This is a genomic window from Alloacidobacterium sp. (assembly GCF_035631355.1).
Taxonomy (GTDB): domain Bacteria; phylum Acidobacteriota; class Terriglobia; order Terriglobales; family Acidobacteriaceae; genus Alloacidobacterium.
Genome location: NZ_DASQIX010000009.1, coordinates 1 through 18,243 on the forward strand (window position 1 = coordinate 1; position 18,243 = coordinate 18,243).

General features: G+C 56.2%; 18 protein-coding genes and 1 pseudogene. 9 read left to right on the top strand and 10 right to left on the bottom strand.

The genetic code is table 11. The features are described from left to right. From VEV40_RS03000 to VEV40_RS03015, 4 genes are all read left to right on the top strand, one after another. Window positions 1–1,500 (top strand): molybdopterin oxidoreductase family protein (locus VEV40_RS03000; protein WP_324830043.1); only part of this gene is annotated, 1,500 nt, incomplete at its 5' end. Then, entirely contained in the window at window positions 1,500–2,087 is a 588-nt protein-coding gene (locus tag VEV40_RS03005; RefSeq protein ID WP_324830046.1) for a 4Fe-4S dicluster domain-containing protein, read from the top strand. The genes VEV40_RS03000 and VEV40_RS03005, both read left to right, overlap by 1 nt. Beyond that, window positions 2,071–2,598 carry a Rieske (2Fe-2S) protein gene (locus VEV40_RS03010; protein ID WP_324830048.1) on the top strand — a complete coding sequence of 176 codons (528 nt, stop codon included), beginning with the start codon at window positions 2,071–2,073 and terminating at the stop codon, window positions 2,596–2,598. The genes VEV40_RS03005 and VEV40_RS03010 overlap by 17 nt, the downstream gene beginning before the upstream one ends. A gap of 1 nt (window position 2,599) precedes the next feature. Continuing rightward, window positions 2,600–2,806: a DUF6755 family protein gene (locus VEV40_RS03015; RefSeq protein WP_324830049.1), complete on the top strand. Its 207-nt coding sequence runs from the start codon at window positions 2,600–2,602 to the stop codon at window positions 2,804–2,806. Window positions 2,807–2,844: 38 nt separating this feature from the next. On the opposite strand, the gene VEV40_RS03020 is transcribed toward VEV40_RS03015, so the two are convergent. Beyond that, complete coding sequence (locus VEV40_RS03020; RefSeq protein ID WP_324830050.1) at window positions 2,845–3,558, bottom strand: HAD family hydrolase; 714 nt, start codon at window positions 3,556–3,558, stop codon at window positions 2,845–2,847. A 288-nt stretch (window positions 3,559–3,846) separates the two neighbouring features. Between VEV40_RS03020 and VEV40_RS03025 the strand changes: the two genes are divergently transcribed. After that, on the top strand, window positions 3,847–4,848 hold the full coding sequence (locus tag VEV40_RS03025) for a hypothetical protein (RefSeq protein ID WP_324830051.1): 1,002 nt from the start codon (window positions 3,847–3,849) through the stop codon (window positions 4,846–4,848). A gap of 108 nt (window positions 4,849–4,956) precedes the next feature. On the opposite strand, the pseudogene VEV40_RS20650 reads toward VEV40_RS03025, so the two are convergent. From VEV40_RS20650 to VEV40_RS03050, 6 genes and pseudogenes are all read right to left on the bottom strand, one after another. Then, window positions 4,957–5,085 (bottom strand): annotated as a pseudogene (locus VEV40_RS20650) (GNAT family N-acetyltransferase); the annotation flags it as partial. 31 nt (window positions 5,086–5,116) lie between these two features. Further along, the gene (locus tag VEV40_RS03030) at window positions 5,117–6,361 is read right to left on the bottom strand and encodes an MFS transporter (RefSeq protein WP_324830052.1); all 1,245 of its coding nucleotides are present in this window, start codon (window positions 6,359–6,361) and stop codon (window positions 5,117–5,119) included. Window positions 6,362–6,386: 25 nt separating this feature from the next. Beyond that, window positions 6,387–7,508, bottom strand: coding sequence for an SMP-30/gluconolactonase/LRE family protein (locus VEV40_RS03035; protein ID WP_324830053.1), 1,122 nt, complete (start codon window positions 7,506–7,508; stop codon window positions 6,387–6,389). 85 nt (window positions 7,509–7,593) lie between these two features. Then, window positions 7,594–9,099, bottom strand: a complete 1,506-nt coding sequence (locus VEV40_RS03040) for a pyrrolo-quinoline quinone (RefSeq protein ID WP_324830054.1) — start codon at window positions 9,097–9,099, stop codon at window positions 7,594–7,596. Between the two features lie 205 nt (window positions 9,100–9,304). Next, the gene (locus VEV40_RS03045) at window positions 9,305–10,387 is read right to left on the bottom strand and encodes a nitronate monooxygenase (protein ID WP_324830056.1); all 1,083 of its coding nucleotides are present in this window, start codon (window positions 10,385–10,387) and stop codon (window positions 9,305–9,307) included. 46 nt (window positions 10,388–10,433) lie between these two features. Beyond that, a complete protein-coding gene (locus VEV40_RS03050; RefSeq protein WP_324830058.1) occupies window positions 10,434–11,105 on the bottom strand; it encodes an HAD-IA family hydrolase in 672 nt (223 codons plus the stop codon). A 29-nt stretch (window positions 11,106–11,134) separates the two neighbouring features. Here VEV40_RS03050 and VEV40_RS03055 point away from each other — a divergent pair, with 29 nt between their 5' ends. Both VEV40_RS03055 and VEV40_RS03060 read left to right on the top strand, forming a co-directional pair. Continuing rightward, window positions 11,135–11,434 (top strand): type II toxin-antitoxin system VapB family antitoxin, encoded by a 300-nt coding sequence (locus tag VEV40_RS03055; RefSeq protein WP_324830060.1) that lies wholly within the window; start codon window positions 11,135–11,137, stop codon window positions 11,432–11,434. Next, complete coding sequence (locus VEV40_RS03060) at window positions 11,434–11,841, top strand: type II toxin-antitoxin system VapC family toxin (RefSeq protein WP_324830061.1); 408 nt, start codon at window positions 11,434–11,436, stop codon at window positions 11,839–11,841. Before VEV40_RS03055 ends, VEV40_RS03060 begins: the two co-directional genes overlap by 1 nt. Window positions 11,842–11,862: 21 nt before the next feature. On the opposite strand, the gene VEV40_RS03065 is transcribed toward VEV40_RS03060, so the two are convergent. Beyond that, window positions 11,863–13,068: a pyridoxal phosphate-dependent aminotransferase gene (locus VEV40_RS03065; protein WP_324830063.1), complete on the bottom strand. Its 1,206-nt coding sequence runs from the start codon at window positions 13,066–13,068 to the stop codon at window positions 11,863–11,865. Between the two features lie 137 nt (window positions 13,069–13,205). Further along, window positions 13,206–14,744, bottom strand: coding sequence for a shikimate dehydrogenase (gene aroE, locus VEV40_RS03070; RefSeq protein WP_324830065.1), 1,539 nt, complete (start codon window positions 14,742–14,744; stop codon window positions 13,206–13,208). Between the two features lie 136 nt (window positions 14,745–14,880). Here aroE and VEV40_RS03075 point away from each other — a divergent pair, with 136 nt between their 5' ends. After that, window positions 14,881–16,908, top strand: a complete 2,028-nt coding sequence (locus tag VEV40_RS03075; RefSeq protein ID WP_324830066.1) for a M3 family metallopeptidase — start codon at window positions 14,881–14,883, stop codon at window positions 16,906–16,908. 12 nt (window positions 16,909–16,920) lie between these two features. Next, window positions 16,921–17,727 carry an SDR family oxidoreductase gene (locus VEV40_RS03080; protein WP_324830068.1) on the top strand — a complete coding sequence of 269 codons (807 nt, stop codon included), beginning with the start codon at window positions 16,921–16,923 and terminating at the stop codon, window positions 17,725–17,727. A 10-nt stretch (window positions 17,728–17,737) separates the two neighbouring features. Here the strand turns inward: VEV40_RS03080 and VEV40_RS03085 are convergent, their stop codons facing one another. Then, window positions 17,738–18,241 carry a GNAT family N-acetyltransferase gene (locus tag VEV40_RS03085; RefSeq protein WP_324830069.1) on the bottom strand — a complete coding sequence of 168 codons (504 nt, stop codon included), beginning with the start codon at window positions 18,239–18,241 and terminating at the stop codon, window positions 17,738–17,740. Window positions 18,242–18,243: the final 2 nt, after the last annotated feature.

Genomic DNA, 18,243 nt, shown 5'->3' on the forward strand with positions numbered 1-18,243 from the left:
CCTCGATTGAACCCGATTGCAAGGAATGCGGACCTGTTTTTGCCTCTGCGCCCGGGAACCGATCTGGCCCTGCTGATGGGAATGTTGCATGTGATTTTGCGCGATGGATTGGAGAATTGCCAGTTCATCACAGAGCATACAACCGGCTTCGAGGCCGTGAGGGAATCGGTTCGAGCCTGGAATCCACAAGTTGCTGCGGAAAAAACGGGAGTGCCACCGGAGTCCATCGAGAAAGCAGCCCACTGGTTTGCGAATGCGGAGCACGCGATTGCCCTGCATGCCCGGGGCCTCGAACACCAATCAAAAGGCGTCGAGAATTGCCTCGCCATCATTAATCTCGCGTTGGCGACAGGCCACCTCGGGCGCGAAGGCTCAGGCTGCGCCATGATTACCGGTCAAGGGAACGGTCAGGGGGGCCGCGAACACGGACAGAAGTGCGATCAACTGCCTGGGCAGCGAATGCTTACAGATCCTGTGGCGCGCGAGCATGTAGCGAAGGTCTGGGGCATTACGCCGGACGAGTTGCCGCAGCCCGGTTACAGCGCCGAAGAGATCATGGAAGCGATCCATCGCGGAGAGATCAAAGCATTGTTCTCAATGTGCTTCAATCCGCTGGTTTCGCTGCCCGATGCGAACTACACGCGCGAGGCGCTGGAAAAGCTTGAGTTCTTCGGGATAATCGATTTCTTCATGTCGGAAACGGCGCGGCACGCCGACGTGGTGCTGGCCGGCAGCCTGCAGGAAGAGGAAGAAGGTCTGACCTGCAACGTCGAGGGCCGCGTCATTCATATTCAGAAAGCAGTTGACCCTCCGGCAAACGCCCGCACCGATACGTGGATACTTTGCGAGATGGCAAAACACTTGGATCGCGCGAATTTTTTCCCTTTCCGCAGCTCCGGCGAAGTATTGGACGAGTTGCGCGAGGCATCGCGTGGTGGACACGCGGATTATTACGGCATTACGTATGAGCGGATTGATCAGCACATGGGGCTGTTCTGGCCATGCCCTTCATTGGACCATCCGGGAACGCCGCGCTTGTTCGAGGGTGGCCGCAGCTTTCATGAAGACGGTAAATGCAGGTTCATTACAACCGAATGGCGGGAAAGTGGAGATCCCGTAGACGAACAATACCCTGTATATCTCACCACGGGACGAGTTGTGAGCCAATATCTTTCCGGAACGCAGACGCGACGGCTTGGCGGTCTGGTGGACATTTATCCCCAGCCGCGACTCGAAATCCACCCACGGCTCGCTCAAAAGCATGGCATCAATGATGGAGACGCAGTTACGGTGACGACCCGCCGCGCAGAAATGACCCTGCCAGCGCTGGTTACGAAAACGATTCGTCCTGATACGGTGTTCATTCCATATCACTGGCCGGAAAGGCAGAGCGCCAACCAACTCACGCACCGCACTCTCGATCCGCGCAGCAAAATTCCTGAGTACAAAGTGTCCGCGTGTCATTTGCACAAGGCATCTTCAGTGGAGGAGCGCGTCTAATGTTCGGCTACGAATTTTACGTTGATCCCTCGCGCTGTATCGGTTGCCAATCATGCGTGAAAGCCTGCGAGGAATGCGAAACGCATCGCGGCGTATCGATGATCAATTTTGATTATCTTGACCGCCACGAAATGGCCGGAACGGCCGCTTACGTCTGCTGGCATTGCGAAGAACCTACCTGCGCGATGGTTTGTCCTGCTGACGCCATCAAGGTGAGCGAGGATGGCATTGTCCGTTCCGCGCTCAAGCCGCGCTGCATTGGCTGTTCGAACTGCGTGCTGGCATGCCCTTTCGGCATTCCGAAAGTCATTCCGGAATACGAGCAGATGATGAAGTGCGACATGTGTTACGACCGCACTTCGGTCGGCAAGAAACCGATGTGCGCTACGGTCTGTCCCAGCCAGGCATTAAGCTATGTGAAGTCTGATGAGATCAGGCATAGACGCGAAGAGCCTGTAAATCTCTTCGTGTTTGGCAATCAGCAGGTCAAAACGCGCGTGAACATGATGGCGCCACCCGATATCAGCGCTATTTCCATCGATGTGGCTGACTACATGTGGGAGGGGCATCTTGATCCAGCTCGATGAGAAAAAGGGCGGGACCCGTCGCGGGCAGTTATGGCAGGACGAGTTTTCAGTATTCATGGAGCGGGAGCGCTTTGTTGGCCGACGCCAGCTTATCAAGTTCCTGACACTGACAAGTCTTGGCATGTTTGCCGGCAATGTATGGATCCTGATTCGGTCCTGGTTGCACCGCGATCAGACTTATCCACGGCTGGAAATTGCGCGTGCCGGGGAAATTCCCGTTGGCGGGGTAAAGCTGTTCCGCTATCCGGCTGCGAACGACCAATGCTTATTGATTCGAACGGGTGAAGACGATTATGTGGCCTACTCGCAGAAGTGCACGCATCTGTCCTGCGCCGTTTACTATTCCCGCGAAGACAACCAACTGATCTGTCCATGCCACAATGGCCGCTTTTCCATTCGTGATGGCGCCGTCATTCAGGGACCGCCTACGCGAGCGCTGCCCCATGTCGTGATGGAACGTCAGGGGCAGGAATTGATCGCCATCGGCATGAGCGGGAAACTGGAGGGTTGAGATGCGACGAAAAACCGCTCTCGACGGAATTGCTGCGCTGGTTGTTCTCCTGTTGATCGTGCAGGTATGGGTCCTCTCTGCGACTTTAGACGCCTTCCTGGCCGGTCATCACGATGCGGCCCTGCCAGGTGCAATTACGAGCGGCATTCTCTTTGCAGCAACTGCGGGACTGTATTGGTTTGTGCATCGGATTAATCGCGCTGGATAGTATCCCTTCCACATCCGGCTTCAGTAAAGGCAATACCGTTAGAAGCACATTCCCAAGTCAGTGAAGCCATCTAGTTCAAGCAGGTGCTGGCCATCGTGCGCTGTATCAACGACTTCATGTTCCAGCACCCAGGTGTGCGGGTGATGAATGAAGACCGCGTGCAGTCCTGCGGCAAGCGCGGGATTGATGTCAGATTTCGGGCTGTTGCCGATCATCCAGGTAGTATGGGGAGTCAACTCATATTTGCGGCAGACCGCGTGATATGCATCTGGATCCTTTTCGCGCGGCACTTCTACGGCAGTGAAATGGTGCGCCAACCTGGAGCGAGCGAGCTTATCTGCCTGCTCTACTTCATTGCCTTTGGTCATTAGAATCAGGCGGTGCCTGGAAGCCAGCGCAGGCAGCACCTCCGCCACGCCAGGCAGCAGTTCAATTTCGTGCTCGCTGATGCAGTGGGAAAAGCTCACGATGCGCTCGTGTTTCTCAGCGGTGACAGGTTCGGGGCTTAACCGCTCAAAGCATCGCACCAAAGAGTGCTGAAAGCTTGCCAGTCCATAGCCGCGTTCGCGCACGGTTTCACGCTCGACTTCATTTAAAACGGATCGCACTTCTTCTCTCGTATAGGCATGGTGATTCAAATACGAAATGAAGGCGGCGATGGCGCGCTCGAAATAGATATTGTTTTCCCACAGCGTATCGTCTGCATCGAGCAGCAACGTCTGTCCTGGCTCGAATCTCGAAGGCAAGTCCATTCTCATTCAAGGGTAGCAAACAGATTTGCTTGGAAGACACAAGCACCGTTGTCTTTCACCATGGGATCAAGGTTGCCTATTTGAGTAAACAAATTGCCTGCAAAACAGCCCATCTTCTCCGAAATACCCGGGTTCTATGTTGTAGCGCGTTGCAAAAACGCATCTCAGCAAACAGAGAACGATGCTGCAAGGAAACCTTAACAAGAATTCCGGAGGTAATCCGCCAAGGTGTGGCGAAATTGCGAGCACTTTTTCCAAAGGCCCCAAAGCCTGAAATTTATCTGCGCTATGGTTCTATTGCTGGCTGCTTGTTTGCAGGCCCGCGGCGATGCAGCTTTGTTTCTTGAGGAGCCTTTTGGCAAATTTGGGAACATCAATCCAACGGGGCACGCAGCCATCTGGCTCGACCGTGTGTGCGCAGCTTCGCCGACCGAACTGCGGTTGTGCCAACCCGGCGAGATGGGTGTAGTCATCAGCCGATATCACCGAATTGGCGGGTACGACTGGATTGCGATTCCTCTCATCCCTTATCTTTATGCTGTCGATGACCCGGACGACGTACCGAATTTCATGAATACAGAACTGGAAGCGCAACTGCGCGATGAATACCGACAAAAGCACCTGATGGATCTCGTGCCGGACGATCCAAAGCGTGACACCCCGGGCGGTGATTGGATCCAGCTTATCGGCGCGTCTTACGACAGAAAAATTTATGGCTATCAGATTGAGACTAGCCAAGAGCAGGATCGCGCTTTGATTGAGGTTCTGAATGGGAGCGACAATAAGAGCCATTTCAATCTGTTCTTTAACAACTGCGCTAATTTCGCGCAGAAAATCATGAACTTGTATTATCCGCACGCTGTTCGGCGGAATTTTATTGCAGATGCAGGGCTGATGACGCCCAAACAGGCGGCCAGGAGCCTGGTGGGCTACAGCAAGCACCATCGCGACCTGAAGTTCACGATGTTTGTGATTCCGCAGGTGCAGGGAACTGTCCACCATAGCGATTCCGTAGATGGCATCATAGAGTCAATTGTGAAGTCGAAGAAGTATTTGGTTCCCATCGCCGCGCTTCACCCATTTATTGCAGGAGGGCTGGCAGCGGTGTATCTGGTTGATGGACGCTTTCATCCCGATAAAAATGCGCCTGTGTTTAACGCAGTGCAGGAATCGGAGCCGGGAGATATCGCGGCGAATGAGCAGCTAATCTCGACCGAGAGTGGCCGTTCGACCAGTGCAGATTCAGTGCCGGCGAGCACTGAATCATCCACAACAACGCGCACTCCTTGACGAGTGTCAACGATCTCTGGTTGCTAGATATTCGCGATCAAGCAGAGACATAAGGAACAGTGAATGGTATTTCCCGTCGCGAAATATGGCTTCGCGAAAGATCACATCCTACTGAAAGCCCAAGCTGCAATATACATGCTGCGCGCGTAGGTTCGACTCGAAGACATCAAACCAGAGGCGGTGTGCTCGGAATTCATCAAATATCTTCTTCAATAAAAGTTGAAGAATTTTCTTTCCGTGTCCGCTTCCCGGTGATCACGATACGCTTTCAGTTCAATGCTGAGATGTTCCGGTTGACATCCTTCAGCGACCCCATCCACCAGACATAGCAGACAATCCCTGCAAGGCAGGCCAGCGCGCCGACTGAGAACGCCGGCACAAAAGAGCCGAAGCGTTTCACTAGCCATCCCGTAATGACCGGGCCGATGATGCCAGGAAAGTTGCCGACGAGGTTCTGAAAGCTGACGCAGCGTCCGACCTGATCCAGAGCGGCATACTGCTGGGGAACGACGAGGATGGCCGAAATCAAAACGCCTGACAGCGCCGAGAGATAAAGAAATACCACGGTGAGATCGCGATCAGCCGCCAGTCCAGCAGGCGCAATAAACATGGCAAGCAAAAATCCCATGGCAATGATGGACTTGAGCGCGCGTGTTACTGACCAGCCGCGTCGCATGAGAAACGCCGTGAGCCAGCCGCCGGTGATCTCGCTGCACGCTACGACGAGATACAGAAATCCGGCAACCCATCCCAGTGAATGCAGGGAAATGCCGCGCACCGTGTACAGATAAGAAGGCCCCCAACTGATGAGCAGATACCAAAAGTAGTTCCAGCAGAAGTAGCCCGCTGACATTCCCCACACGCTGCGGCTGCGCAGAATTTCGAGTAGTGCCTTCCCATTCGGCGGCGTACGCCCTGCGCTGGCCGCATGCAAGGGCGCGGGATACAGCAGCAGCCATGGCAGCAGCCACAGCATTCCGGCCATGCCAGTCGAAAGAAACATCCAGCGCCAGCCGAAAACACGAAGCACCCAGACTTCCACTATCAGTCCGAGAGCCAGTCCCGCCTTGCAGCCCACATCGAAAATCGCCGATGGTACTGACCGCTCGTGCGGCCCGAACTGTTCGCTGATGAACTTGAGGCCGCCCGGAAGATAAACCGACTCCCCCATACCGAGCAGCAGACGGAAGAAGATCAGCATCGCCAGGTCGCCGGCCAATCCGGTTGCTGCCGACGCGATGCACCAGAGCGCGAACGCCCCGGCATAGACCCATTTCAACGGCCAGCGGTCCACCAGCCATCCGGCGGGCAGCTGACAAAGCGTATAGCTGATTGAGAAAGCCGCGAGCGCCCATCCCTGCTGGAGAGGATCAAGGCGCATGTCATGCGCGACGAATGGCAGCGCGACACTCAAACTGCCGCGGTCAAGATAGTTGATGAGCGCGGCGAGCGACAGCAGGCCAACCGGAATCCAGCGGCGAGGATGCGCTGAAACCTCGACCGGATTGGACATGTTCGCAGCCAATCTGTGTTTCGTTTCAGTGGATGGGATAGACGCCCGGCACCTTCAAAGCGATTCGGTAGATGCTCGAACTTGCCGCAATGTACAGCGTCTTGTGATCGGAGTCTCCCCATGCAACGTTCCCGACTTTCTCAGGCATATCAATCGTGCCCAGGTGCTTTCCGTCAGGAGAAAAGATCCAGACCCCTCCAGGTCCGGCGCTGTAAATGTTCCCTTGCTGATCAACCTTCATGCCGTCGGGTGCTCCGGGCCGGGTGTCGGAGCTGGCGTCGAAAAGGAGCTTAGGGTCGCTAAGTGTCCCGTCGGGCTTGACTGTGTAGCGCATCCAGAGTTTCTTCGGCTCAGAGTTGTTCACGTAGAGATATTTTTCATCGGGCGAAAAAGCGATCCCGTTAGGCCGCGGCAGATCTTTAATTAGGAGTTGTAAATGCGTATGATCCGGCGGCGTGCCGGGCTTCTGATCGAGTGCGTCGGGAATGCGGTACACGCCATTCACCTCGAGCTGCTTTTCCGGATCGCTGTCCTTCTGCGTGCGCAGCCCATACGGCGGATCGGTAAAGTACAGCGAGCCGTCTGACTTAAAGACAAGATCATTAGGGCTGTTCAGCTTCTTGCCTTGGTAGCTGTCGGCCAGCACTGTCACCTGCGCAGTAGGATCGATTTGCTCCAGCTTCCATACATCGCGCTGCGCGTGGCCGGCAACCGTGAGGCGCCCACGGCTGTCGAGCGTCATGCCGTTCGAGCCTGGCTCAGGGCCACCATACAGAGCGGCGCCTTTATATCCGCTCGGTTGCATAAAGATGCTCACGCCCGCGCCCGGCGCCCACTTGCGAATGCTATTGCTGGGTATCTCGGCAAAGAGCAGGTAGCCCGCAGGCGCCCAGATCGGGCCTTCAGTCCATGTAAAGCCGGTGGCTATTTTTTCCAGAGCAGGTTGAGCCGGAACAATCTGGTCCAGCGCCGGATCAAGACGCTCGATGGGTGGCGTCGATGTGCTGAGCACATCGGCAGGCTTTGCTGCAGGTGTTTCATTCTGAGCAGGCTTAGCCGGCTTCTGCGAGCATGCAGTCAACGCACATACAGCCGTGGTTGCAACCGCACATAGAACAAGCAATTGGGGAAATTTTTTCGGGACCAATCTGGATTCTCCTTCGCAGGCAACGTGATTCTACATCACCGCTCCGGCCCCGAAATCGAGAACGCCGCGCTACATGTGGCATGGCTTACCGCTTCACCGGAAGCAACCCATAGACATCCACTTCCTTCTTCGCGCCGACATAAACATGCCCATTTACAACTGTCGGGATATTGAACCGAAGCGCCTTGCCTGCCTGGTCGCGGGCGGCATTCTGGTTGCTGTTGTAAAGTTCATGGCCGATGTTCGAAGCGTCGCACGCATGCAATACCGCAGTCCTGTCCGCTGAATTCCAGCCCTTCGAACTCATAACCCAGACAATGCCGTCTTTGTCATCGTTTGCGGAAACTGTAGGCGTCGCCGCATGGTCTGCAAATTTAAAGCTGCTCGCCGCTTTTTCTGTAAGCCTTCCGTTTTTCACCTCGTAATCCCGCAGCGCATCACTATCGCTCAACACATAGACATGGTGGTTCCAGTACGCCATCGACCCGTAGATGCCGCCGACCGTGCCAATCGTCTGCACGGCATTGAGATTACTACCAGCGTGATAACGCCCCAGATGATCGCGGTCGAGCACATAGATGACAGGAGCCTTGCCGCCAATCACGGCGAGATGCGGATGGGGGCCGGCCTGGTCAGGCAGCAGCATGGGACCGCCGGAACCCAGATCGTTGTCATTCGCATCCAGTTCAGCAGCATTGAATGGCGCAAAATAATCAACCGGTCTGAGGCTCTGGCCGTTCAACTTCACAAGCGAATCCCCGAAGTCACGTCCGTCTTTGGCAACATCGAAGCGTCCGTTGCCGGTTGCGACAAAGACATTCCCATCCTTGTCTGCCGCGGGACCGGTATCGCTCGCCCATATCCCGCTGTCATCTGCGTCCGGAGACGTGTTGAACACCGCCTTCTGCTTCAAAGTTTGCGCGTCGTACGCCATTACCCAGCCGTGATATGGCCCAACGTCGCAGGACGATGCCCAGGTCAAATACACCGCGCCATTAGACAGCAGCAGAGAAGCGCGCGGGTTCTCTGCCAAAGGGTCAAATGTCACGCTTCCGTTTACGTTGCCCGTCCCACGCCCCTTTACAGTGGCGCTTATCTCCACCGGGCCGCCGAATTTCTCCACACCAGTGGTTACTGCCAGCGCATGAAGATGTTGGTGAATGTCATTCCGCGCAAGAAGGTGCGTCTGTTCTGAACGGGCCAGGACATAGAGCGTACCCGATTTTGCATCGATCACGGGAGTCGATGTAATTCCAACTTCGGGCACGATGAATGGACATTGCACCGCATATGCGGGAATCGTCGACGAGCCGTCCTTCAGGAAACTGACCTGCCACAAGGGCGTCAAAGGATTTCCGTACGCGTCGAATGCGTAGACGCTGTCGTGTTCGGTTGCAATAAACACCACATCGTGCCTCCCCTTGCCGGGAATATCCACGCTGGTAAGAAACAACGGCTGCGCATATACGTCGCCATCCACCTTCATCGTGAACAGCTTGCCGAACTGCTGCGGATTCACATTCCGAGGCGTCAGCGTAGTTTCGTTCAGATAAGCGCCGGTGCGCTCATTGTCATATTGCGACGTAGTCATCTGCGCTTCTGCGGACAGCCCTAAGCTGCAAGCGATGACGATTAAGGAACGACAAAGCTTTGTATATTTCTCAATCCTCATATCGACCTCGATGGCTGGCGTCAACAACACCCTGCGAGTTTGCGCAGAAGAAGTGTATATAGAATACTACATAGAATGAAATGCAATTGCGCGCAGCAATTAATGTGCTCCTGGTCGCTCTTTCCTACAAAAACTCCAATGCTTCTTCCCATAACTGTGTGGCAATGTCGCTTGCAGGCGCCTTGCGCGCCAGCCTTGCGGACTGTCCAGCCCACATCTGCATTCTTTCCGTGTCTCCAGCTCTGATGGCGTCTTCCCGCATCGCGCGCGTTAATCCACGTTGAACAGGATATGGTGCGGGGGGTGGAGCCGATGGCTCGCTAGAGGCTCGGACGTACTTCGAGATGATGCTGCGTCCCGGTCGCCCGGTAAATGCGCGCGTCAGCATGGTTTCATGTGCTTCCGTCTTCGCGATCCGGTCTGCGTAGGCGCGGTGTATCTGTGCTTCTGCAGACCGCAGAAATCCTGTCCCAATCTGCACAGCGCTAGCACCCAATACCAGTGCCGCTGCGACTCCGCGCCCGTCGGAGATCCCGCCTGCTGCGATGACTGGAATACTGACAGCGTCCACAATCTGCGGCACGAGGGCAACCAGGCCCACCATTTGCTGTTCTGCCTCGTCTGCACAGAACGTTCCACGATGCCCGCCAGCTTCCATGCCCTGGGCGACAATGGCGTCCGCCCCCGCTCTTTCCGCTGCCCTGGCTTCGACTACAGTTGTTGCGTTAGCAAACCACAGGATGCCTCGCTCCTTCATTTTCGCGACGAAGGTGGCCTGATAAACACCCATGATGGAAGAAATGACCTTCGGCGACGCCTTGAGCATGGCTTCACACTGTGCGTCGAAATCGGGCAGCACACCATTGCCGGCTTCCGGAGGGACCGGCGGTCCCCATGTTGCCAGATACCCGCGCTGAAGCTTTTCTAATTCGAAGTCACGCGGCTGCGGCAGACCCGGAATCCAAAGATTGAGTTGAAATTCTCCCTTGCTCTGACGGCGAAATTCATCAGCCCAGGATTGAATCGCTTCAGGCGTCATCAGCAGAGCACCGCAAGCCCCCAATCCGCCGGCATTCGCAACAGCAATGGAGAGTGACGGAGGACATGCTCCGGCCATCGGGGCAAGCAGAATCGGCAATCGAATGCCAAGTCTGGCAGTGAAGGCTTCTGCGCGTGTATGAGGGTCTGAGTATTTTTCCGCACTCATAGGAGGGGCTCCCACTGTACAGAAGCTTAAAGCATAATTTCGTCGCTCAAGGCTGGTGGCCATTCCGGACAAGCGGCGTGAATTCGATTTCTACGCTATCTTCCAAAACACGAATAGCCACGTCATCGAGCGACTGCACAATCCAATCGGCTGCGCTGAGATTTTCCGCTGAATGCGAAAACAGCGTAGCCAGCACTTTGCACCCCGCCGCATGTCCCGCGATTGCGCCCGAGGTTGAATCCTCGATCACCAGGCAGTCTTCCGGCTTTTGGCCGAGTAGCGCTGCGCCTTTGATGTATGGCTCCGGGTTTGGCTTGCCATTCGTTACCAGGTCGGCGGTAATGAAGTGCTCAGGCACCGTGAGACCGGCATACCCGAGACGCGCTCGCGCAAGCTTTTCCGTGGCCGAAGTCACCACTGTCCAGTACTTCTGCGGAAGCGTGGCCAGTACGCGCTCGACACCTGCCAGCACTTCGATGTCGTCCTTGTCGGCGATTTCAATTTCCTCGATCAGTTTAAGCTCTTCAACGTCGTTGAGATCAGGGCGCAGATGGCGCAACGTTTCAATCGCGCGCCGCCCGTGTGCCGCTTGAATGGCGAGCACCGTGTCCACTCCCCGCATTTCCCCCCATTTCGCCCAACTCCGCTCGACCGAGCCAAGTGAGCTGACCAGCACTCCATCCATGTCAAAAAGAATTCCTCGGACTTGCAGCTTCAATCTGTACTCTCCGGTTGTTTCATCAAGTGTTGAGCTATATCATGGTATATATCAAAAAAAGGGAGGGCATGATGACCCAGACCGCTAAATTATTCAAGAATGGGCGCAGCCAGGCTGTTCGCCTCCCTGCAGAGTTTCGCTTTGAGGGTAATGAAGTGTACATCCGGCGCGACCAGAAAACAGGCGATGTTGTGCTTTCCAAACGGCCCTCCTCTTGGGACGATTTCTTCGAGCGTCTGGACAAAGCGCGAGCTGAGGCTCCTGAAGAGTTTGCAGATTTTATGAAGCATCGTGAAAAGCGGCCTCCCAAGAAACGGAACCTCTTCTGATGGCAATTCGCTACCTGCTAGATACAAACATTGCCAGCTTCGCAATCAAGGATTCTATGAGTGATCTGCGCCGTCGGCTGCGTCGCTTTTCACTTGAACGCTCGGCCATCTCAGTCATTACTGAGGCGGAACTTAGATGTGGCCTGGCATTAAGCCCTGAGGCGACCCGCCTGAAATTGTTCGTCGAAGAATTTCTGCGCAGAATCGAAATCCTGTCGTGGACCTCTGGAGCAGCCTTCCATTATGCACATGAGCGAGCATCACTGGAAAAAGCGGGCCAAATGATGGACGACATCGACATGATGATCGCCGCCCATGCTCTCGCGGAAAATGCAATACTCGTCACGAATGATGCTGCATTCCGCCGCATAAAGCATTTGAAGATCGAAGACTGGACCCGCCCCTGACGAAGCGGCCAGTTCGTAGCGCTACAGTTTCGCGAAGAATTCCTTCATCCGCTTCACGCCTTCTTCGATGTCATCGTGCGTAACAGCGTAGGCAAGGCGGATATGCTGATTTGTTCCGAATGCCTCGCCGGGAACCGTAACCACATGCGCTTCGTGCAGCAGGCGATTTGCCAGTTCCAGCGCATTCTTCGCGCCTGGCTTGCCCAGATACGCCGATACATTTGGATAAACATAGAAGGCGCCTTCCGGCCTGGTGCAGGTGATGCCAGGAATCTCGGCAAGTCGCGCCAGAATGCGGTCGCGCAGCTTGAGGTAGTCGGCACGCATCTCGGCGACACATTCCTGCGAGCTGTTCAGCGCGGCAATCGCCGCTTTCTGCACAAATGCCGCCGTCGATGAAGTCGACTGGCTCTGCAGCTTACTCATCGCCGCGATAATCGGCTTCGGCCCGAGCGCATAGCCCGCGCGCCATCCCGTCATGGCGTAGGTCTTCGACAGCGACCCGAGCAACATGATGTGCTCCTTCGCTTCCGTAAACGACCCGCCACTGACCAGCGCGCCAGTGTATTGCAGATAGACGTAGCATTCGTCGAGCAGCAGATAGATGCCGCGCTCGTGCGCCAGCTTCACGATGCGCTCAAGGTCGGCGGGTGAAATGACCGAGCCGGCCGGGTTCGACGGCGAATTGAGAACGATGGCCTTGGTGCGTGGCGTAATCGCCTTCTCAATCGCGTCCGCCGTCACGCGGAAGTTCTCCGCCTCGTCGGTTTCGAGATAGACAACCTTCCCGCCGCCGTACTGAATAATGTCTTTGTAGGACACCCAGTAGGGAACCGGCAAAATCACTTCGTCGCCGTGGTCCACCAGCACCTGGATGGCATTAAAAATGGCTAGCTTGCCGCCTGTCGTAAAGACAGCTTCTTCCGGCGAGTAGTCCGAGCCGAAATCGCACGCATGGCGCTCGACTATGGCCTTGCGCACCTCCGGAATGCCGGAAACCATGGTATAGCGCGTGAAGTTGTCTTCAATGGCTTTGATAGCCGCGTCCTTAATGTGTCGCGGCGTGGCGAAGTGCGGCTCGCCGGCTCCGAAGTCGACCAGCTTCGCGCCCTGCGCGCGCAGTTTGGCGGCCTCCGCGGTCACTGCCATGGTGGCGGAGACCTCGATGCGTCCGATGCGGTCGGCAAAAACCCTGGTGGATGAAGGCGTGGTTGTCGTAGCGCTCATGCCTTCTATTTTTTCAGATTTTTGCTAGATGCAGGAGACTAAATTGCCTTGGCGTGGAAGACCAAGCATAGCCAGACCTTAGCCGAAGTTCTTGCTTAATTTCAGGATTTCGCGCCTTCGCCTGCTGCGGCTTCGGCCTATTGGCGCAGGGCATGTACGACGACGCGGAGCATCTCTTCTTCCGGCGCGGGTTTGCCGGTCCAGATTTCGAACTGGCGCGCGCCCTGGTTCACAAACATCTCGACGCCGGTGACGACAGGGATGTTCTTTTCCCGGGCCATACGCAGCAGCGGTGTATCGATGGGGTTGTAGACCATATCGAAGACGAGGCGCGCGTTAATTTCCTTTGGCTCAAGAATGTGGTTTGGCTTGACGCCGTGCATACCGACCGGTGTCGCATTCACGATGACGTCGAATTGTGATTTGGTGAGTTGGTCGCGCCGGAAAGTACGGGCCTTGGCCTGACGGGCGAGCTTCTGGCCGTCTGCTGTTGTGCGGTTGAGGATAAATACCTCAGCGCCCTTTTCCTTGAGGCCGAATACGGCGGCACGGGCCGCTCCGCCTGCGCCCAGAACCAGGATCTTTGCGCCTTTGAGTTGTAAACGGCGTTCCAGTGGACGCACCACAGCCGCGACATCTGTATTGAAGCCGTAGAGCTTGCCGTCCTGCGCGCGGACGACGGTATTGCAGGCGCCAATTTTCTCGGATATCGGGTCGGTCTTTTCGAGATGCTTGAGAATGTCTTCCTTAAGCGGCATGGTGACGGCGAGTCCGTGGATGGGAACTTCGCGGACAAGCGTCAGCAGGTCGTTGATTTTCGCGGTCTGCAACGCAAGAAAGACGGCATTCACAGTTTCACGGCGAAAGGCCGTATTCAGCATTGCTGGCGAAAGGGAGTAGCGAACGGGATTTCCCACCACGCCGTAGACCTTTGTGGAGAGGTCGATCTGGTCAATGCGATAGGTTTCGCGCAGCGTTCGGGCGGAAATCTGTCCGGGGCCGGTCTCTTCGCCGGGAGTAGCCGCGGCAAAGGTGAAAATGCTGCCGGCGCGGAGACCCAGGACGCGGCTGATGATTCCCTGGTCGCCCATGCAGATACCGATCAGGTTGGCCATGTCGTGGGTGCGCTCAAGAAAGTGCATCATGGCCACGTTGTCGGCCAGGTTCTTCGCGGTCGAGACGATCTTGATGAACTCCGGCTCGTAGGGGCGGATGCGCTCGAAGATGCCGTCGAGGTCTTTCGTCGCGGCGAAGTCGTGATAGGAAATAATGAGCGCAGCTCCACGCGCGCGAAGCTTTTCCAATTCAGCAGCCTTGATGGCCTCAGCCGTCTGCAACTCAACATCGACAAGGTGAAAGCCCGAAGTGGCAGCCTTCTGCAGGATTTCCAATTCGTCAGCGATTTTTCCTTTAAATTTGCCGCCTGCGGAAGCGCGTCGGCAGGTAGCGACGGCGGTGACTTCGCTGCGCTCGGCTAGAAAAGTTTTTAGCTTTGGCAGAGCTGGCAGCGGCTTATCAAGATAATCGAGACGGAATTCAAGAAAAGGGTTTTCGCGGGCCGCTACCTCTGCCTTATCAATCATTTCCGCAGGGTTGGATCCGATGATGGCCACGCAGACCTTCCCCATGCGGGAGCGGAGGTACTGCGGCGAGAATGCAGGAGCAACATGATTCATGGGCGCAATTGCGGCATATTACCGAGTGTTCGGGCAGGATGCAATAGCTGCCGGAAGAATTTGTAAGGTAATGCGTTACAGACTATCAGTTTAGTCAAAATCAGCTACTCTGAATGTGATTTATCGAGGTGAATTTGTGGGTCAATCCGCATCGACGGCAGCAGAATCGCAGGCGAGCCATCCCTGGAACCCGGAAGGACAGGGGACTGTAGACGAATCCAGCCTGGAAAAATGGGTGAAGGCGGCGCTGGAGCGCCATCAGAAGGCCATTGACGGGCTGCTGGCGCAACAAGGGCAGCGGAACATCGAAAATACACTTCGCCTTTACGATGACGCTATAGCTGAACTGGGGGCGGCAGGATCGCAGACGGCGCTGCTGGACAGCGTGCATCCGGATAAGAAAATCCGCGACAAGGCACAGGCCCTTACCCAGAAGATTGCTGAAGCAGGCACGTTGCTCGCGCTGAATCAGGGGGTTTACAGCGCGTTGAATGCCATGGATTTGACCGGAGCCGATGACGCCAACCGGCATTACGTCGAACGGACGCTTTTGCAATATCGTCTCGCGGGCGTGGACAAGGATGAGGCCACGCGCAAGAAAATCAAGGATTTGCAGGACAAGACGACGCTGCTTTCGCTTACCTTTGGGCGCAATGTGCAGGAGAACGTGAACCGCGTCCAGATTGGAAACGTGAAAGAGCTTGAGGGGTTGCCGGAAGACTATATCAACGGCCATCCGCCGGATGAACGCGGGCGGATTACGCTGACGACGGACTATCCCGACTACATTCCGGTAATGACATTTGCCAGGAGCGCCGATCTGCGGCTGCGGATGTTCCTCGCCTATAACACGCGGGCCTATCCGGCGAACGAGAGCGTCCTGATGGACCTGCTGAAGACGCGCCGCCAGATTGCCAATATTCTTGGATTTGAGACATGGGCCGATCTGGCGACCGCCGACCAGATGATGGCCTCCGCCTCAAACATGAAGGCATTTTTGGACGATCTGGACAAGGCCACGAAGGCCGGTGCGGAGCGCGAATACGCGACTGTTCTCGAGTTTGCAAAGCGGGAAAAGCCGGAAATGGTTTCGATTGACGCGGACAGCCGCGCCTACTGGTATGAGCAGTACCGGCGTGCGGCCTATGACTTCGATTCGCAGTCGGTGCGGCCATACTTTCCTTATGGGCCGGTGGAAAAGGGTGTTTTGGTCACGGCGGAAAAGCTTTTTCAGGTGACTTTCCGTCCGGCGCAAGAGGCCGATGTGTGGCATGAATCGGTGAGCGCGTGGGATGTGTATGACGGCCTGAATGCGGAACCGGGCGAGAAGATTGGGCGGTTCTATCTGGACATGCACCCGCGCGAGGGTAAGGACAAGTGGTTCAGCGCGCATCCGCTGATTCCCGGCGTTGCCGGAAGGCAGGTTCCTGAAGCCGCGCTGATCTGCAATTTCCCTGAAGCGAAGGATGGGAATCCAGGCCTGATGCAGTATTCCGATGTGGTGACTTTCTTTCACGAATTTGGCCACTTGATGCACGCGATTCTGGGCGGGCAGCAGAAGTGGGCGGGCGTGAGCGGAATCGCTACCGAGGGCGATTTTGTCGAGGTACCGTCCCAGATGCTGGAGGAGTTTTTCCGCGACGCAAAGCTGCTGGCAAGCTTTGCGAAACATTACGAGACGGGCGAGGCGATTCCTGCGGAACTGGTCGAAAAGATGAATCGCGCCGGGGCCTTCGGGCGCGCGGACTGGGTGCGGACACAGCTCTTCTACACCACTTACTCGCTGGACACGCACTATGACGATCCGGCGACACTGAACCTCGACGTGCTGCTGCAGGCGGATTATACGAAGTTCCTGCCCTATACATGGATCGATGGCAACCGCATGTTTGCCAGCTTCACGCATCTGACGGGGTACTCGTCGAACTACTACACCTATCTGTATGACAAGGTGATCGCGCTTGATTTCTTCAACCAGTTCAACCGCGCCAATCTGCTTGAAGACCCTGTTGCGCTGAAATACCGCAAGACTGTGCTTGAGCCGGGTGGAACGGTGCCTGGAAAGGACATAGTGCAGCAATTCCTCGGACGCGAACAAAGTATTGAGGCCTTTAGCCGCTGGATTGGCAAGGAATTCGAGCAGGCCGCCGAGGCGACGGCTTAGACGAGGAGTTTCATGCAGGGATCGAAAGTTGTTCGACAATCTGTGCAAGGCAAGTGGGCGCTCGTTACCGGAGCGAGTGCTGGTATCGGACTGGCGCTTGCCGAACAGCTTGCGGCGTCAGGCGCGAATCTCGTTTTGACAGCACGACGCGCAGACCGGCTGGAAGCGCTGGCTGGGAGATTTATAGGCGAATATGGCATTAAAGCGCAGGTTATTGCCGTAGATTTAGCTGATCCGGCTGCGCCGCAAAAACTATTTTCGGCGACAGAAGATTCCGGTCTGGTTATCGACATCCTTATCAACAATGCCGGGTTCGGCTATTACGGCGAATTCACGAAGGGCGATGCAGCCTGGCAGCGGCAGATGGTGGACCTGAACTGCGCGGCGGTCGTTCACCTGACGAATCTCTTCCTGCCGAAGATGGTCGATCGCAAGCGCGGGTATCTGATGATCGTGGCTTCGACGGCATCGTATCAGCCCCTGGCGTATATGGCGACCTATGCGGCCACGAAAGTATTCGACCGTTTTCTAGCCGAGGCGCTGGCGCATGAGGTTGCCAAACATGGCGTGATGGTAAGCGCGCTGTGTCCAGGGCCCACGGACTCCGAATTTAATGAGGTTGCGGGGCTGCACCAGATTCCCGGGCGCAAGAGCCAATCGGCCGAGGAAGTGGCGCGGCTGGGTCTTGAAGGACTGGTCGAGGGAAAACCCTGGGTCATTCCTTACACGGCAGGCAAGATTATGGTGTTTATGCAACGGCTCGCGCCGCGCAGGCTTGTTTCCGGGGCAGCGGCGAAGATGTTCCGGCCTAAGGGGTGAGTAAGCCGACTCAGGGTTCTACAGGCTCAACGAAAAACATTTCATTCGTCTGGCGGAAGCCGTTGCTTTCATATAATGGGCGGCCTTCGTCGGTTGAGTGCAGAGAAACGACGCGAATTTTGCGGCGGCGGGCTTCGGCCAGGGCGTATTCGATGAGGTGGCTGGCAAGCTTGCGGCGGCGGTACTCGGGCTCGACGTAGACATTGAGCAGATAGCCGCGCTGGGTCGAGCGCGGGTCGAGCGGATGCGGCGGCCAATCGAGCAGCAGCAGCCCGGCTCCGGCAACGACTTTGCCGTCGTCCTCTGTGAGCCAGCCGAGATACTTGCCTTCATTGATCATGCGCACCACCCACGGCTCGAAATGCTGCGACATGACGTGCAGGACGGGGTTGTCACGGCGGCCGGCATCGACGAACATACGATGACGATGGCGGGTAAGGGTGGCGGCGTCGGCGGCGGTTGCGGTGCGCGTCTCAAGCATACGAGAGCAGTATAAGACGATACGATGGTTCACGG

Coding starts and splice junctions, on each gene's coding strand:
- VEV40_RS03005 (WP_324830046.1), top strand. CDS start 1,500: ATGTTCGGCTACGAATTTTACGTTGATCCCTCGCGCTGTATCGGTTGC.
- VEV40_RS03015 (WP_324830049.1), top strand. CDS start 2,600: ATGCGACGAAAAACCGCTCTCGACGGAATTGCTGCGCTGGTTGTTCTC.
- VEV40_RS03020 (WP_324830050.1), bottom strand. CDS start 3,558: ATGGACTTGCCTTCGAGATTCGAGCCAGGACAGACGTTGCTGCTCGAT.
- VEV40_RS03025 (WP_324830051.1), top strand. CDS start 3,847: ATGGTTCTATTGCTGGCTGCTTGTTTGCAGGCCCGCGGCGATGCAGCT.
- VEV40_RS03030 (WP_324830052.1), bottom strand. CDS start 6,361: ATGTCCAATCCGGTCGAGGTTTCAGCGCATCCTCGCCGCTGGATTCCG.
- VEV40_RS03040 (WP_324830054.1), bottom strand. CDS start 9,099: ATGACTACGTCGCAATATGACAATGAGCGCACCGGCGCTTATCTGAAC.
- VEV40_RS03045 (WP_324830056.1), bottom strand. CDS start 10,387: ATGAGTGCGGAAAAATACTCAGACCCTCATACACGCGCAGAAGCCTTC.
- VEV40_RS03060 (WP_324830061.1), top strand. CDS start 11,434: ATGGCAATTCGCTACCTGCTAGATACAAACATTGCCAGCTTCGCAATC.
- VEV40_RS03065 (WP_324830063.1), bottom strand. CDS start 13,068: ATGAGCGCTACGACAACCACGCCTTCATCCACCAGGGTTTTTGCCGAC.
- aroE (WP_324830065.1), bottom strand. CDS start 14,744: ATGAATCATGTTGCTCCTGCATTCTCGCCGCAGTACCTCCGCTCCCGC.
- VEV40_RS03080 (WP_324830068.1), top strand. CDS start 16,921: ATGCAGGGATCGAAAGTTGTTCGACAATCTGTGCAAGGCAAGTGGGCG.